Origin of the sequence: Streptomyces sp. MCA2, from assembly GCF_023544705.1 — a bacterium.
Lineage (GTDB): Bacteria > Actinomycetota > Actinomycetes > Streptomycetales > Streptomycetaceae > Streptomyces > Streptomyces decoyicus.
In genome coordinates this window covers 1-13,217 of record NZ_JAMJFM010000061.1, presented here as the reverse complement: position 1 = coordinate 13,217, position 13,217 = coordinate 1, and the positions used below count along the sequence as shown (strand labels likewise).

Genomic DNA, 13,217 nt, shown 5'->3' with positions numbered 1-13,217 from the left:
CCCCCTACCCAGTACCGCAGTTACGGGGAACCCATGGATCCCACGAACATCGTCGCCCGCCTCACCCCCCACACCCTCGATCCGCTGGTCCGCAAGCTCTTCGTCACCGAGGGGCCGGTCGCCGGGCCGGTCGACCGGCCCGTACGCATCTCCGCGCTGCTCTCCTTCACCGGTGAGAAGCCGGACCTGACGGAGCGGGAGCTGCACGGTCTCGCCGCGGTCCTCGTCGAGCAGGCGCTGGACGGGACGTGCGGCAACGAGGGCCGGGCCGTCACGACCGCCCTGGCCCGTACCCTCCGTGCCCTCGCCGACATCGAGATGGACGATCTCGACGCCGCCCGGCTCCTGCCCGCCGAATTCGCCCGTCGGCTGTGCGAGACGGTGCCCGGTGTCACCCGGCAGCTGACCGCCGACGGCGCCCGGCTGCACAGCCTGCTGCTGGATGCCGTCGCGCTGCACATCCTGTACTTCTTCACCCGGCGGTCGGGGTACGTGGCCCGCACCCTCGTCGAGCAGACCCGGACCCTCGCCACACTGGTCGACGGCCAGGGCGCGGCCGGGCTCCGGCTCCCGCTTCCGGCCGCCGAGGACACCGCCTCCCGGTACGCCGCCCCGGTGAGCCCCGGCCGCGAGGACACCGCCGCCCCGTACACCGCCCCAAAGGCCCCCTCCCCCCACGACAGCACCGTTCACGACACCACCGTTCACGACCCCTCCCTCCGGGACGCCGCCTTCGAGGCCCGCTACGCCCACGACACCGCCGCCCTCCACAACCACCTCACGATCTTCGGTATCGATCTCGCGCACTCCCCCGACAGCTGGCCGCTCGACGCCGCCTACCTGGGACTCCAGTGCGAGCCCGGCCCCACGGACGCCGACGCGCCGCAGGACGCCGCTTCCGCGCCGGACACCGCCGGGCAGGACGACCCGCCGCTCCCCGCCGAGCAGGCGCTGTCGGGCCGCGGGCAGGTGCTGGTCCGCGGGGTGGCCGGGTCGGGCAAGACGACGCTGCTCCAGTGGCTGACCGTCGCCACCGCCCGCGACGAGCTGCCCGAGGTGCTCGCGGGGCTGCGCGGCCGGGTCCCGTTCCTGCTGCCCGTACGCCGCTTCGCCCGCGAGGGCCTCCCCTCCCCCGCCACCTTCCTGAGCGCCGTCGGCTACGGGGAGGCCGCGGAGGCACCGGCCGGCTGGACGGAGCGCGTCCTGGCTGCGGGCCGCGCGCTGCTGCTGATCGACGGGATCGACGAGGCCCCCGAGAGCGACCGTGAGCAGGTGCGCCGCAAGCTCGGCGAGTGGACCGTGCGCTATCCGGGCAACGTCTGGATCGTCACGTCCCGGCCGTCCGCCGTCCCCGGCAACTGGCTCGCCGACGAGGGCTTCTGCGAGGTGTCGCTGGCCCCGATGAGCCGCGAGGACGTCGCCGCGTTCATCCAGCGCTGGCACCGTGCCGCGGCCCAGCAGAGCCCGGCCGACCTCGACCGGCTCGGCCATTACGAGCGGACCCTGCTCAATGCCGTACGGATCACCCGCGATCTGGGGCGGCTGGCGACCAACCCGCTGATGTGCGGGCTGCTGTGCGCCCTGCACCGCGACCGCCGCGGCTATCTGCCCAACGGCCGCAAGGAGCTCTACGACGCGGCGCTGTCGATGCTGCTGGAGCGCCGGGACCGGGAGCGGGCGATGGCGGCCACCGACGGCGTCGAGCTGACCCGGCAGCCCAAGATCCAGCTGCTCCAGAAGCTCGCCCACTGGATGCTGGTCAACGGCCGCTCGGAGATGGACCGGGTGACGGCGGTCGACACCCTCGCCCGGCATCTGCCCGCGATCCCGGACGCGGCCCGCCAGGGCGGCCCCGAGGACGTCTACCGGCATCTGCTCAACCGCACCGGGCTGCTGCGCGAGCCCACCCCCGGCACCGTCGACTTCGTGCACCGCACCTTCCAGGACTATCTCGCCGCCCGGGCGACGGTGCAGCGGCACGATTTCGAGCTGCTCCTCGACCATGCCCACCACGACAACTGGGAGGACGTCATCCGGATGGCCGTGGCCCTGGCCCGGCCCGATGAGTGCGCGGCCCTCCTGGACGGCCTGCTCGCCCCGCACCCCGGCGCACGCGCCGCCGAGGCCCGGCACCGCAAGCTGCTCGCGGCGGCCTGTCTGGAGCACGCCACCGAGCTGGACCCGGCGGTACGGGCGCGGGTGCAGCGCTTCACCCGCGACATGGTGCGGCCCAGCACACCGTCCGGGGCCCGCGCGCTGGGCTGGATAGGGCCGATCGTGCTGGAGATGCTCCCGGACCCCGCCCATGTCTCCGACCGCGAGGCCTACCTCCTGGCGATCACCGCCACCTCGATCGCCGACGACATGGCGATCGACTACCTCACGGGCCTGCGCGACCGGGCCCATCACGAGGTACGGGCGCAGCTCGCCGGGGCCTGGCGGCGCCATGACACCGCCCGCTACGCCCGCGAGATCATCGCCCACCTGGAACCGGCCGAGCTGTACTTTCCGGTCTCCGACCTGGAGGAGCTGCATGCGCTGCGCCGGCTGGGCGGGCGCCCGCATCTGCGGATCGCCGGGCCTTTCACGCCCGACCAGCTCATCGAGGGCATTGTTCCGGCCGAGGGCCTGACCCGGTTGTGGCTCGCCTACGATCTGGGCGTTTCCATGGAGTGGCTGTCCGCCTTTCCGAAACTGGACACGCTTCGCATCGGCCGTCGTATTCCGCCGGTGCGGGGTGTTCCCGAAGGGATTGGTGTCGTTCAGATGTAGCGGACGGGCGCCGGGAACGTTGTCCAGAAACGGCCGAAAATGACCTAGCAATTACGGCGCTGTATTTCTCTGCCGCATACAGAACTGCCCCGGAACCGTGAGAAACGATTCCGGGGCAGTGCCGTATGCGAGATATCCGCGGTGCCGGTCAGGCGTCCTTGCTCAGGTTCGGACCCGAACCGCCGGCCGTGGACTCGATCGGCGGGGCGTCGGGCAGTGCCGACTTCTCCTCGCCGCGGAAGGTGAACTTGGCGGTTTCACCCTCACCCTCGACATCGACGACCACGATGTGGCCCGGACGCAGCTCGCTGAAGAGGATCTTCTCCGAGAGTGCGTCCTCGATCTCGCGCTGGATCGTGCGGCGCAGCGGACGGGCGCCGAGCACCGGGTCGTACCCGCGCTTGGCCAGCAGCGACTTGGCCTCGCTGCTGAGCTCGATGCCCATGTCGCGGTCCTTGAGCCGCTCGTCCACCTTGTTGATCATGAGGTCGACGATCTGGATGATGTCTTCCTCGGTCAGCTGGTGGAAGACGACCGTGTCGTCGACACGGTTGAGGAACTCGGGGCGGAAGTGCTGCTTGAGCTCTTCGTTGACCTTGTTCTTCATCCGCTCGTAGCTGGACTTGGTGTCGCCCTGGGCCGCGAAGCCGAGGTTGAAGCCCTTGGAGATGTCCCGGGTGCCGAGGTTGGTCGTCATGATGATGACCGTGTTCTTGAAGTCCACGACCCGGCCCTGGGAGTCGGTCAGGCGACCGTCCTCCAGGATCTGGAGCAGCGAGTTGAAGATGTCCGGGTGGGCCTTCTCGACCTCGTCGAAGAGCACGACGGAGAACGGCTTGCGGCGCACCTTCTCGGTGAGCTGGCCGCCCTCTTCGTAGCCGACGTAGCCGGGAGGCGAACCGAACAGCCGCGAGACCGTGTGCTTCTCGCTGAACTCCGACATGTCGAGGGAGATCAGCGCGTCCTCGTCGCCGAACAGGAACTCCGCCAGCGTCTTGGACAGCTCGGTCTTACCGACACCGGACGGACCGGCGAAGATGAACGAGCCGCCGGGACGCTTGGGGTCCTTCAGGCCGGCACGCGTACGGCGGATGGCCTGGGAGAGCGCCTTGATGGCGTCCTTCTGGCCGATGACGCGCTTGTGCAGCTCGTCTTCCATCCGCAGCAGCCGCGAGGACTCCTCCTCGGTGAGCTTGAAGACCGGGATGCCGGTGGCCGTCGCCAGAACCTCGGCGATCAGCTCCTCGTCCACCTCGGCGACGACGTCCATGTCGCCGGCCTTCCACTCCTTCTCCCGCTTCGCCTTCGCGGCCAGGAGCTGCTTCTCCTTGTCGCGCAGGCCCGCGGCCATCTCGAAGTCCTGCGAGTCGATCGCGGACTCCTTCTCCCGGCGCACATCGGCGATCTTCTCGTCGAATTCGCGCAGGTCCGGCGGTGCGGTCATGCGGCGGATCCGCATCCGGGAGCCGGCCTCGTCGATCAGGTCGATCGCCTTGTCCGGCAGGAAGCGGTCGGAGATGTAGCGGTCGGCGAGGGTGGCCGCGGCGACCAGCGCGGAGTCCGTGATGGAGACGCGGTGGTGCGCTTCGTAGCGGTCCCGCAGGCCCTTGAGGATCTCGATGGTGTGCGGGAGCGACGGCTCCGCGACCTGGATCGGCTGGAAGCGGCGCTCGAGGGCCGCGTCCTTCTCCAGGTGCTTGCGGTACTCGTCGAGCGTGGTGGCACCGATGGTCTGGAGCTCGCCTCGCGCCAGCATGGGCTTGAGGATGCTCGCGGCGTCGATCGCGCCCTCGGCGGCGCCCGCACCCACCAGGGTGTGGAGCTCGTCGATGAACAGGATGATGTCGCCGCGGGTGCGGATCTCCTTGAGGACCTTCTTCAGGCGCTCCTCGAAGTCACCGCGGTAGCGGGAGCCGGCGACCAGGGCACCGAGGTCGAGGGTGTAGAGGTGCTTGTCCTTGAGGGTCTCGGGCACCTCGCCCTTGACGATGGCCTGCGCCAGGCCCTCGACGACCGCCGTCTTGCCGACGCCGGGCTCGCCGATGAGGACCGGGTTGTTCTTGGTACGGCGGGACAGCACCTGCATGACCCGCTCGATTTCCTTCTCGCGCCCGATGACCGGGTCGAGCTTGGTCTCGCGAGCGGCCTGCGTCAGGTTGCGGCCGAACTGGTCCAGGACGAGGGACGTCGAGGGCGTGCCCTCGGCGGGGCCGCCGGCGGTGGCGGCTTCCTTGCCCTGGTAGCCGGAGAGCAGCTGGATGACCTGCTGCCGCACCCGGTTCAGATCGGCGCCCAGCTTCACCAGGACCTGGGCGGCGACGCCCTCGCCCTCGCGGATCAGGCCGAGCAGGATGTGCTCCGTACCGATGTAGTTGTGGCCGAGCTGGAGGGCCTCGCGGAGCGAGAGCTCCAGGACCTTCTTGGCACGGGGGGTGAAGGGAATGTGCCCGGACGGAGCCTGCTGGCCCTGCCCGATGATCTCCTCCACCTGCTGGCGGACCGCCTCGAGCGAAATCCCGAGGCTCTCCAGGGCCTTAGCGGCGACACCCTCACCCTCATGGATCAGGCCCAGGAGGATGTGCTCGGTGCCGATGTAGTTGTGGTTGAGCATCCGGGCTTCTTCCTGAGCCAGGACGACAACCCGCCGCGCACGGTCGGTGAACCTCTCGAACATCGTTAATCGCTCCTCAGAGCGGTCAGGCAGTTAGGGGTCGGTCCCCTCCCTGTCCTTCCGCATGCTAGTCCCGCGGGGCGGGACAGCTCATTCCAACTGCCGACACCCGTCCGGATCACCCCCGCTCCGGCGGGGAAATTTACTGCCGAACAGCTGACATCTGCTCCAACTCGATGGTGCGAGACGATGTTCCCGCAGGCCAGGCATATACGCCCACTGCCACTACGCCCGTGGCGAACGCGCCCTGTACCGACACGCCGTCCGCCGCCGGCCGTCAGCCGGGGAGAAGCGCCTCGGGCGCCGGTCACACCGTCTCTTCCCACTGAGACTGTCTTACCCGCAGGGACTGACACTCCATGCGGCGCAGGGCCCTTCCATCCGCTACGGGCGAACATCCGCACGCCACCGGATACCCCCGCACGCCCTCTTGCGTGGGTACGGTGCGTATCCATGTCTCCACCCAGCGTAACTTCCCGGGTTTTCGGGAGTTGCACCGGGCATGGCCCGCGTGCTTCCGCGCCCCCGCAGTCCCCTCGCCCCCGCCCTCGTCACGGTCCGCCGCTGGTACGAGGAGGAGCTGGGCTGGCCGACCACCGGAACGGAGCCGGTGGAGCTGCTGACGGGGCTGCGCTTCGATGTCCTGGAGATGCCGGCCGATGCGGGAAGCGCCGTATTGCGGCGACTGCCGCGCACCGGCCCGGTGGCGCTCCTTCGGGCCGGATGCGACGGGAAACACGCGGGTGATCGGCCGAAATTGCTCATGCTCATCGCGGCCGGCGGCGCCGAAGAACTCCCGGGAATCCTGGAATGGCTGGAGTGGGGCGCACTCGCAGCGGATCTCACGACGCGTGGGACGGGAGACCGGATGCCCGCGCCGGCGTTCTCCGCCGGCACAGCACTGTCATACGGATTCGGCTCGCGGGAGGCCGCGGGGTGGGTGCGGCCTCCCCGGACCGGGCACGAGGCGGAGAATTCCCTGCCCACCACGGGGTTCGGGGCAGGATTCGGGGACGTTGGAGGCGCCCCCGACCTCGTGCGGCTCGTGAGCGCGGCAGCAACGGAGTGCCACCGTGCCCGGTTGTCGCGTGCTCGTAATAGCCAATCGGACCGCGCGAGGGGCGATCAGCCGTTGGCCTTCTCGAATGCCTCACGAATGTCGGCGGGGACGCGGCCACGGTCATTGACGTTGTAGCCGTTCTCCTTCGCCCAGGCACGGATCTTCGCGGTGTCCTGGCTGCCGCCAGAAGCAGCGGCACGCGCCTTGCCGCGGCCCGAAGAAGCGCGGCCACCGGTACGCCGGCCGGCCTTCACGAAGTCGGCAAGCGAGTCGCGCAGCTTCTGCGCGTTGCTGTCGGAGAGGTCGATCTCGTAGGACTTGCCGTCGAGAGCGAACGTCACCGTCTCGTCCGCCTCGCCACCGTTGAGGTCGTCGACAAGAAGAACCTGAACCTTCTGTGCCACCGGTTTCCCTTTCATCGAATGCGGATTACGACGGAAAGCAAACCGCTTTTCCGGGAAAAACACAAACCCTTGGGTAGGGTTCACTTGCCCGCAGACCGGGGAACGCATGCTTCCGTAGCCATGAGATAGGGGAGCGATTCGGACATAGAACACTCATCACAGGTGCAGAAGCATCCGGCTGTTACCCAGGGTGTTGGGCTTCACTCGTTCGAGGCCCAGGAACTCCGCAACGCCCTCGTCATAGGAACGCAGCAGCTCACTGTAGACATCACCGTCTACCGGGGCTTCGCCGATCTCCACGAAGCCGTGCTTGGTGAAGAAGTCGACTTCGAAGGTGAGACAGAAAATGCGCCGTACTCCGAGCCAGCTCGCAGTGCGCACCAGCTTCTCGAGGACTTGGTGGCCGACGCCGGATCCCTTCAGCCGGGGATCCACGGCCAGGGTGCGGACCTCGGCGAGGTCTTCCCACATGACGTGGAGTGCTCCGCAGCCGACGACCTCGGCGTCTTCGTCCCGCTCGGCGACCCAGAACTCCTGGATGTCCTCGTAAAGCGTGACGGTGGCTTTGTCGAGCAGGATCCCGTTGCGTGAGTAGGCGTCGATGAGACGGCGCACGGCCGGCACATCGGCGGTCCTGGCACGGCGGACGGTGAGCCCTTTTGAATGCGGAGGCATGCCGGGACGCTATCGCCCGTTGCCGGCGGCACTCGCCCCGGGTTCATCCCCTTCGGCCGATCCGGCTTCACCGGCGCCTTCCGGTGCCGCTTGTGCTTCGTCCACTTCCGCGGGCGCGGCCTCTTCGGGCGCCGGTGCCTGTTGTTCCGCGCCTTCCGCGGGTTCATCGACTTGCACCATCCGTACGGCATCGCGCAGGGCGTGCCGCTGTTCCGGCGACATCATGCCGAAGAAGGCCACAAGAGCGGCCGCGGGGTTGTCGCTGGCGGACCATGCTTCGTTCATCAGTGCGGCCGCGTAGGCGGCGCGAGTGGAGACCGCCTCATATCGATAGGCGCGGCCTTCTGCTTCGCGGCGCACCCAGCCCTTCTGATGGAGGTTGTCCAATACGGTCATGACCGTGGTGTAGGCGATCGACCGTTCCTTCTGAAGATCTTCCAGGACTTCGCGAACGGTGACCGGGCGGTTCCACTCCCAGACCCGCGTCATGACCGCGTCTTCCAGATCACCCAAGCGTCTCGGCACACAAGAACAATAGTGGGAGATGTCGCGAATGCCCGTTGATCTCGTGGCGTTTGTGCCGGAAAAAGGAGGTACGGCCCGGGATGATTCAATCCCGGGCCGTACGGTGCGTGCGGGCCGCCGAAAGGGCGGCGGGCGGCTCAGACGCGGTGCGCCGCGGGCTCCTGGCCGGCGGATTCGGCGCGGGCCAGCGCGGCGTCCACGGCCGCGTCCTCCTTGGCCTTGTTCGCTCCGCCCTGGCTCTTGATGATCGTCACGATCAGAGCGGTGAAGGCCACGGCCATCACTACGGGCGGGAGCAGCGCTGCGACGTAATCCATGGCGTGTGGCCTCCTCATAGGGCTGAGCCTTCGAGAGTACGCAGTCAGGGTACGCAGCGGTCAGGCGGTGCGGCTCTCGGGGGGCGGGGCGGGCTTGCGGCGGGGCGGGAAGACCTCGCCCGGCGTGGGGATCGGCCGGTCCCGCTGCGGAGTCTTCGGCCGCGGCGACGGCGCGGGCTCCGGTTTGCGTTCCGGTTTCGGCTCCTGTGCGGGCTCCGGTTCCCGCCCGTTGCGGGCGGCTGAGCGGCCGCCTGGCAGCGCGCGGAGCCGGGTTCGTACGGATTGTTCGGCCAGCTGCTCGCAGTGGCGCAGCAGGGCGCTGCGGCGTTCGCGCTCGGCGGCTGTGCCGGGCCGCTCGCCCAGGGACCGCAGGGCGGCGAGATCGTCGGGGCCGGGGACATGGCCGGCCGCCAGCGCCTCGGTCAGCTGCGCGAGGTAGCCGGTGGCCGAGCCGGGCAGGGCTTCGCGGTATCGGGCGAGGTCGGCGAGCAGGAAGGCGCGCAGCCGGCCGCCTTCGCGGACCGCCTCGTCCACGGCCTCGGCCAGCCGGAGATATTCCTGGATGTCCTGCGACCACTCGGGGCGGAGGACGCCGAGCGGGGCGGGGTGGGACGTCGTTTGCAGGGCATGGGCGAGGGCGCGACGGAGCACACGCAACTCATCGGCGCTGAACGCCATGCCGCCGCGGGTTCCGTTTGGCATTGGCATGTGGCGACTTTACGACCGTTTCCGACAAAAGCCGCTTAATTCGTGAACGGTGGCGCGGCAGCGAGCCGCACCACCGGTGCCCTGGCGCGGCGCGGAAGGCTCGGAGGGCAGGGCGGTGTTCCGTCCTGCCCCGGGCGGCGCCGCGCACTCCGGCCCGCTCCGGGACGCTCGGCCCGCTCCGGCCGGGGCGGTGTTCCCCACGACCGGCCGGGGTCCTTCTCTACGACCGGGCGATGTTCCGCTCGTAGACCAGCCGCAGGCCGATGAGGGTGAGCCACGGCTCGTGGGCGTCGATCACCGACGACTCGCCGAGCACCATCGGCGCCAGCCCGCCGGTGGCGATCACGGTCACCTCGTCCGGGTCCTCGGCCAGCTCCCGCGCCATCCGCTGCACCACACCGTCGACCTGGCCCGTGAAGCCGTAGAGGATGCCGGACTGCATGGCCTCTACGGTGTTCTTGCCGATGACGCTGCGCGGCCGGGCCAGTTCGATCTTGCGGAGCTGGGCGCCCTTGACGCCCAGCGCGTCCACGGAGATCTCGATGCCCGGTGCGATCACGCCGCCGACGTACTCGCCGCGCGCACTGACCGCGTCGAAGGTGGTGGCCGTACCGAAGTCGACGACCACCGCGGGGCCGCCGTAGAGCTCGACGGCCGCCAGGGCGTTGATGATCCGGTCGGCGCCGACCTCCTTCGGGTTGTCCATGAGGATCGGCACGCCCGTCTTGACGCCCGGCTCCACCAGGACGGCGGGCACATCGCCGTAGTAGCGGCGGGTCACCTCACGCAGCTCGTGCAGGACGGAGGGCACCGTGGAGCAGATGGAGATGCCCTCGATGCCGTCGCCCAGGTCGTCGCCGAGCAGCGGGTGCATGCCCATCAGGCCCTGGAGGAGGACGGCGAGCTCGTCGGCGGTGCGCCGGGCGTCGGTGGAGATCCGCCAGTGCTCGACGATCTCCTCGCCGTCGAAGAGGCCGAGGACCGTGTGGGTGTTGCCTACGTCGATGGTCAGCAGCATGGCGGTCAGCGGTCCTCACGCGCGGCGTCGTCCGTGCCCTGGGGGTCCTGCCCGTCGTCCTCGCGCAGGTCGAGGCCGATGTCGAGGATCGGGGAGGAGTGCGTGAGCGCGCCCACCGCGAGGAAGTCGACACCGGTGTCCGCGTAGGCACGGGCGTTGTCCAGAGTGAGGCGGCCCGACGACTCCAGGATGGCGCGGCCGGCGACCAGTTCCACCGCCTCCCGGGTCTGCTCCGGGGTGAAGTTGTCCAGCAGGATCAGATCGGCGCCCTCGGCGAGGATCGGCGGGATCTGGTCGATCCGGTCGACCTCCACCTCGATCGGCACACCGGGGAACTCGGCCCGTACGGCCGTGAACGCCTCGGCGATGCCGCCCGCCGCGACCACGTGGTTGTCCTTGATCAGGGCCGCGTCCGACAGCGACATCCGGTGGTTGACGCCGCCACCGCAGCGCACCGCGAACTTCTCCAGGGCACGCAGCCCCGGCGTCGTCTTACGGGTGTCACGGACCTTGGCCTTCGTCCCTTCGAGCACATCCGCCCAGGCCCGGGTCGCGGTCGCGATGCCCGACAGGCGGCACAGGATGTTCAGTGCGCTGCGCTCGCCGGTGAGCAGGTCGCGGGTGCGGGTGGTGACGCTCAGCAGCGTGGTGCCGGCCTCGACACGGTCGCCGTCCTCGACGTGACGCTCGACCGCGAACTCGTCGGTGCACACGAGGGACAGCACCGCCTCGGCGATCCGCAGCCCGGCGACCGTACCGGCCTCACGGGCCGTGAAGTCGCCGGTGGCGACCGCGTCCTCGGGGACGGTCGCCACGGTCGTGACGTCCACACCCTGGTCGAGGTCCTCTTCAACGGCGAGGTGGGCGATGTCCTCGACCTGTACGGGGTCGAGCCCGGCGGCCACCAGGAGCGCGGCCAGGTCGGGGTCGAGGCCGCAGGTCAGCGGGTCGAGCTCGTACGCGCCCTCGTCGCCGCCGCAGCCGCAGGCGTCGCCGCAGCCTCCCCCGGACGCTGTCTGGGGGGACCCCCAGGCGGAGGCGCCGCCGGTGGGTCCGCCGATCTGGAGGAGGGGGAGGTCGTCGGGGGTGCTGCTCACGGGCTGGGCTCCGTATTCGGGGAGAGAGGCGGTGTGGGCTGTCTTGGCGGGCGGTGGGTCGAGGGTCGTGACCGGTGGGGTGGGTGGGGCTGTGGTCAGGGGCCGTGGTCAGGGGGCCGTGGTCGGCGGGAAATCGGCGGTCGCCGTCGTATGGAGGGTCAACGCGCGGTCCGCATCCAGGGTGATGCGGAAGTGCCGGCGCCAGGAGGCATCGTCACGGTCCGGGTGGTCCTCGCGCCAATGGCAGCCGCGGGTCTCCGCACGGCGCTGCGCCGCGGCGACCAGCACCCGGGCGACGCACAGGAGGTTGGTCGCCTCCCAGGCTTCCACACCGGGCTCGGGGGCCTTGCGGTCGGCGGGGGCGGCGTCGGCGGCATCGGCGGCGTTTCCGGTGCTCGTGGTGCTCCCGGTGCTCCCGGAGAGGGGCCCGTCGGCGGGATCGCGGGTGCCCGGTGTGCCGTTCCTTCCGACCGCCTCGCGGTGGATGCGGTCCAGTTCGGCGGCGGCGCGGGCGAGGCTCTCGGCGCTGCGCAGCACGCCGGCACCGGCGGTCATGATCCGCTGCACGGTGATCCGGTCCTCGGGGGCGAGGAGCGGAAGGATGGTGCGGGGGGCGGACGGGGTGGACGGCTCGGAAGCCGGGGCCGGGCCGGTGCGGTGGGCCGCGGCGCCGCTCACGGCGGTTTCCGAGGCGATGTCCGACGCGATGTCCGAGGCGATGTCCGACGCGATCCGCTCCGCGAAGACCAGGCCTTCCAGGAGGGAGTTGGAGGCGAGCCGGTTGGCGCCGTGGACGCCGGTGCAGGCGACCTCGCCGCAGGCGTAGAGGCCGGGGACGGTGGTGCGCCCGCGCAGATCGGTGCGTACGCCGCCGGAGGCGTAGTGCGCGGCGGGGGCGACCGGTATCGGCGCGGTGACCGGGTCGATGCCGTGGCTGCGGCAGGCGGCGAGGATGGTCGGGAAACGGGTCTCCCACATCTGGGCGCCGAAGTGCCGGCCGTCCAAATACATGTGCTCGACGCCCTGTTCGTGGGTCTGGCGCATGATCGCCTTGGCGACGATGTCACGGGGCGCCAGTTCGGCGAGTTCATGCTGGCCGACCATGAAGCGGGTGCCGTCGGCGTCGACGAGGTGGGCGCCCTCGCCCCGTACGGCCTCGGAGATCAGCGGCTGCTGGCCCTCCGCTTCCGGGCCCAAATACAGGACGGTGGGGTGGAATTGGACGAATTCCAGGTCGGAGACCTCCGCGCCGGCGCGGAGTGCCAGGGCCACCCCGTCGCCGGTGGAGACCGCCGGGTTGGTGGTCGCGGAGAAGACCTGCCCCATGCCCCCGGTGGCGAGCACCACGGCCGGGGCGTGTACGGCCCCGACGCCGTCGTGCTGGCCCTCCCCCATGACGTGCAGGGTGACGCCGGATGTATGGCCGTCGGCGTCCGTGAGCAGGTCGAGGACGAGGGCGTTCTCGATGGTGCGCAGCCCGGCCGCGCGGACCGCCTCGACGAGCGCGCGGGAGATCTCGGCCCCGGTGGCGTCGCCGCCTGCGTGCGCGATACGGCGGCGGTGGTGGCCGCCTTCACGGGTGAGCGCTATTTCGTCGCTGCCCGGGGCGGTGTCGAAGCGGGCGCCGGTGCTGATCAGCCGGTGGACGGCGGCCGGGCCTTCGGTGACCAGGGCCCGTACGGCCGTCTCGTCGCACAGTCCGGCGCCGGCCACGAGGGTGTCGGCCAGATGCTGCTCGGGGGTGTCGCCGTCGCCGAGAGCCGCCGCGATACCGCCCTGCGCCCAGCGCGTGGAGCCGTCGTCCAGGCGGGCCTTGGTGACGACGACGGTGCGGCGGCCGGCCGCGGCGCAGCGCAGCGCGGCGGTCAGTCCGGCCACCCCGGAGCCCACGACGACGACGTCCGCCTCGATGGACCAGCCCGGGGCCGGGGCGTTCAGACGTATGCCGGTGCTTGAGACGGGTCCGGGGC

Annotated in this window: 11 protein-coding genes; 2 read left to right on the top strand and 9 right to left on the bottom strand. The window is 70.3% G+C overall.

Annotated features, from left to right (window positions below; translation table 11 throughout):
* Nucleotides 1-33: 33 nt before the first annotated feature.
* Nucleotides 34-2,772: an NACHT domain-containing NTPase gene (locus M8I34_RS35030; RefSeq protein ID WP_250056698.1), complete on the top strand. Its 2,739-nt coding sequence runs from the start codon at nt 34-36 to the stop codon at nt 2,770-2,772.
* Nucleotides 2,773-2,920: 148 nt separating this feature from the next.
* Here M8I34_RS35030 and M8I34_RS35025 read toward each other — a convergent pair whose 3' ends face one another.
* On the bottom strand, nt 2,921-5,446 hold the full coding sequence (locus tag M8I34_RS35025) for an ATP-dependent Clp protease ATP-binding subunit (RefSeq protein ID WP_030081634.1): 2,526 nt from the start codon (nt 5,444-5,446) through the stop codon (nt 2,921-2,923).
* Between the two features lie 499 nt (nt 5,447-5,945).
* Here M8I34_RS35025 and M8I34_RS35020 point away from each other — a divergent pair, with 499 nt between their 5' ends.
* On the top strand, nt 5,946-6,638 hold the full coding sequence (locus M8I34_RS35020; protein ID WP_250056696.1) for an SCO3374 family protein: 693 nt from the start codon (nt 5,946-5,948) through the stop codon (nt 6,636-6,638).
* Here M8I34_RS35020 and M8I34_RS35015 read toward each other — a convergent pair.
* The 8 genes from M8I34_RS35015 to M8I34_RS34980 all read right to left on the bottom strand — a co-directional run.
* On the bottom strand, nt 6,569-6,907 hold the full coding sequence (locus M8I34_RS35015; protein WP_244419484.1) for an Lsr2 family protein: 339 nt from the start codon (nt 6,905-6,907) through the stop codon (nt 6,569-6,571). The two genes, M8I34_RS35020 and M8I34_RS35015, sit on opposite strands and share 70 nt — an antisense overlap.
* Nucleotides 6,908-7,063: 156 nt before the next feature.
* The gene (locus M8I34_RS35010) at nt 7,064-7,582 is read right to left on the bottom strand and encodes an amino-acid N-acetyltransferase (protein ID WP_030081638.1); all 519 of its coding nucleotides are present in this window, start codon (nt 7,580-7,582) and stop codon (nt 7,064-7,066) included.
* Between the two features lie 9 nt (nt 7,583-7,591).
* Complete coding sequence (locus tag M8I34_RS35005) at nt 7,592-8,071, bottom strand: BlaI/MecI/CopY family transcriptional regulator (protein ID WP_250056750.1); 480 nt, start codon at nt 8,069-8,071, stop codon at nt 7,592-7,594.
* 173 nt (nt 8,072-8,244) lie between these two features.
* Nucleotides 8,245-8,424: a hypothetical protein gene (locus M8I34_RS35000; RefSeq protein WP_030081642.1), complete on the bottom strand. Its 180-nt coding sequence runs from the start codon at nt 8,422-8,424 to the stop codon at nt 8,245-8,247.
* A 60-nt stretch (nt 8,425-8,484) separates the two neighbouring features.
* Nucleotides 8,485-9,102, bottom strand: a complete 618-nt coding sequence (locus tag M8I34_RS34995) for a hypothetical protein (protein ID WP_250056748.1) — start codon at nt 9,100-9,102, stop codon at nt 8,485-8,487.
* A gap of 250 nt (nt 9,103-9,352) precedes the next feature.
* The gene (locus M8I34_RS34990) at nt 9,353-10,150 is read right to left on the bottom strand and encodes a type III pantothenate kinase (RefSeq protein WP_030081646.1); all 798 of its coding nucleotides are present in this window, start codon (nt 10,148-10,150) and stop codon (nt 9,353-9,355) included.
* 5 nt (nt 10,151-10,155) lie between these two features.
* Nucleotides 10,156-11,247 carry a carboxylating nicotinate-nucleotide diphosphorylase gene (gene nadC / locus M8I34_RS34985; protein WP_374211028.1) on the bottom strand — a complete coding sequence of 364 codons (1,092 nt, stop codon included), beginning with the start codon at nt 11,245-11,247 and terminating at the stop codon, nt 10,156-10,158.
* Nucleotides 11,248-11,355: 108 nt separating this feature from the next.
* Nucleotides 11,356-13,217, bottom strand: a 1,862-nt coding sequence (locus M8I34_RS34980; protein ID WP_250056694.1) for an L-aspartate oxidase, incomplete at its 5' end; no start/stop codon positions are given.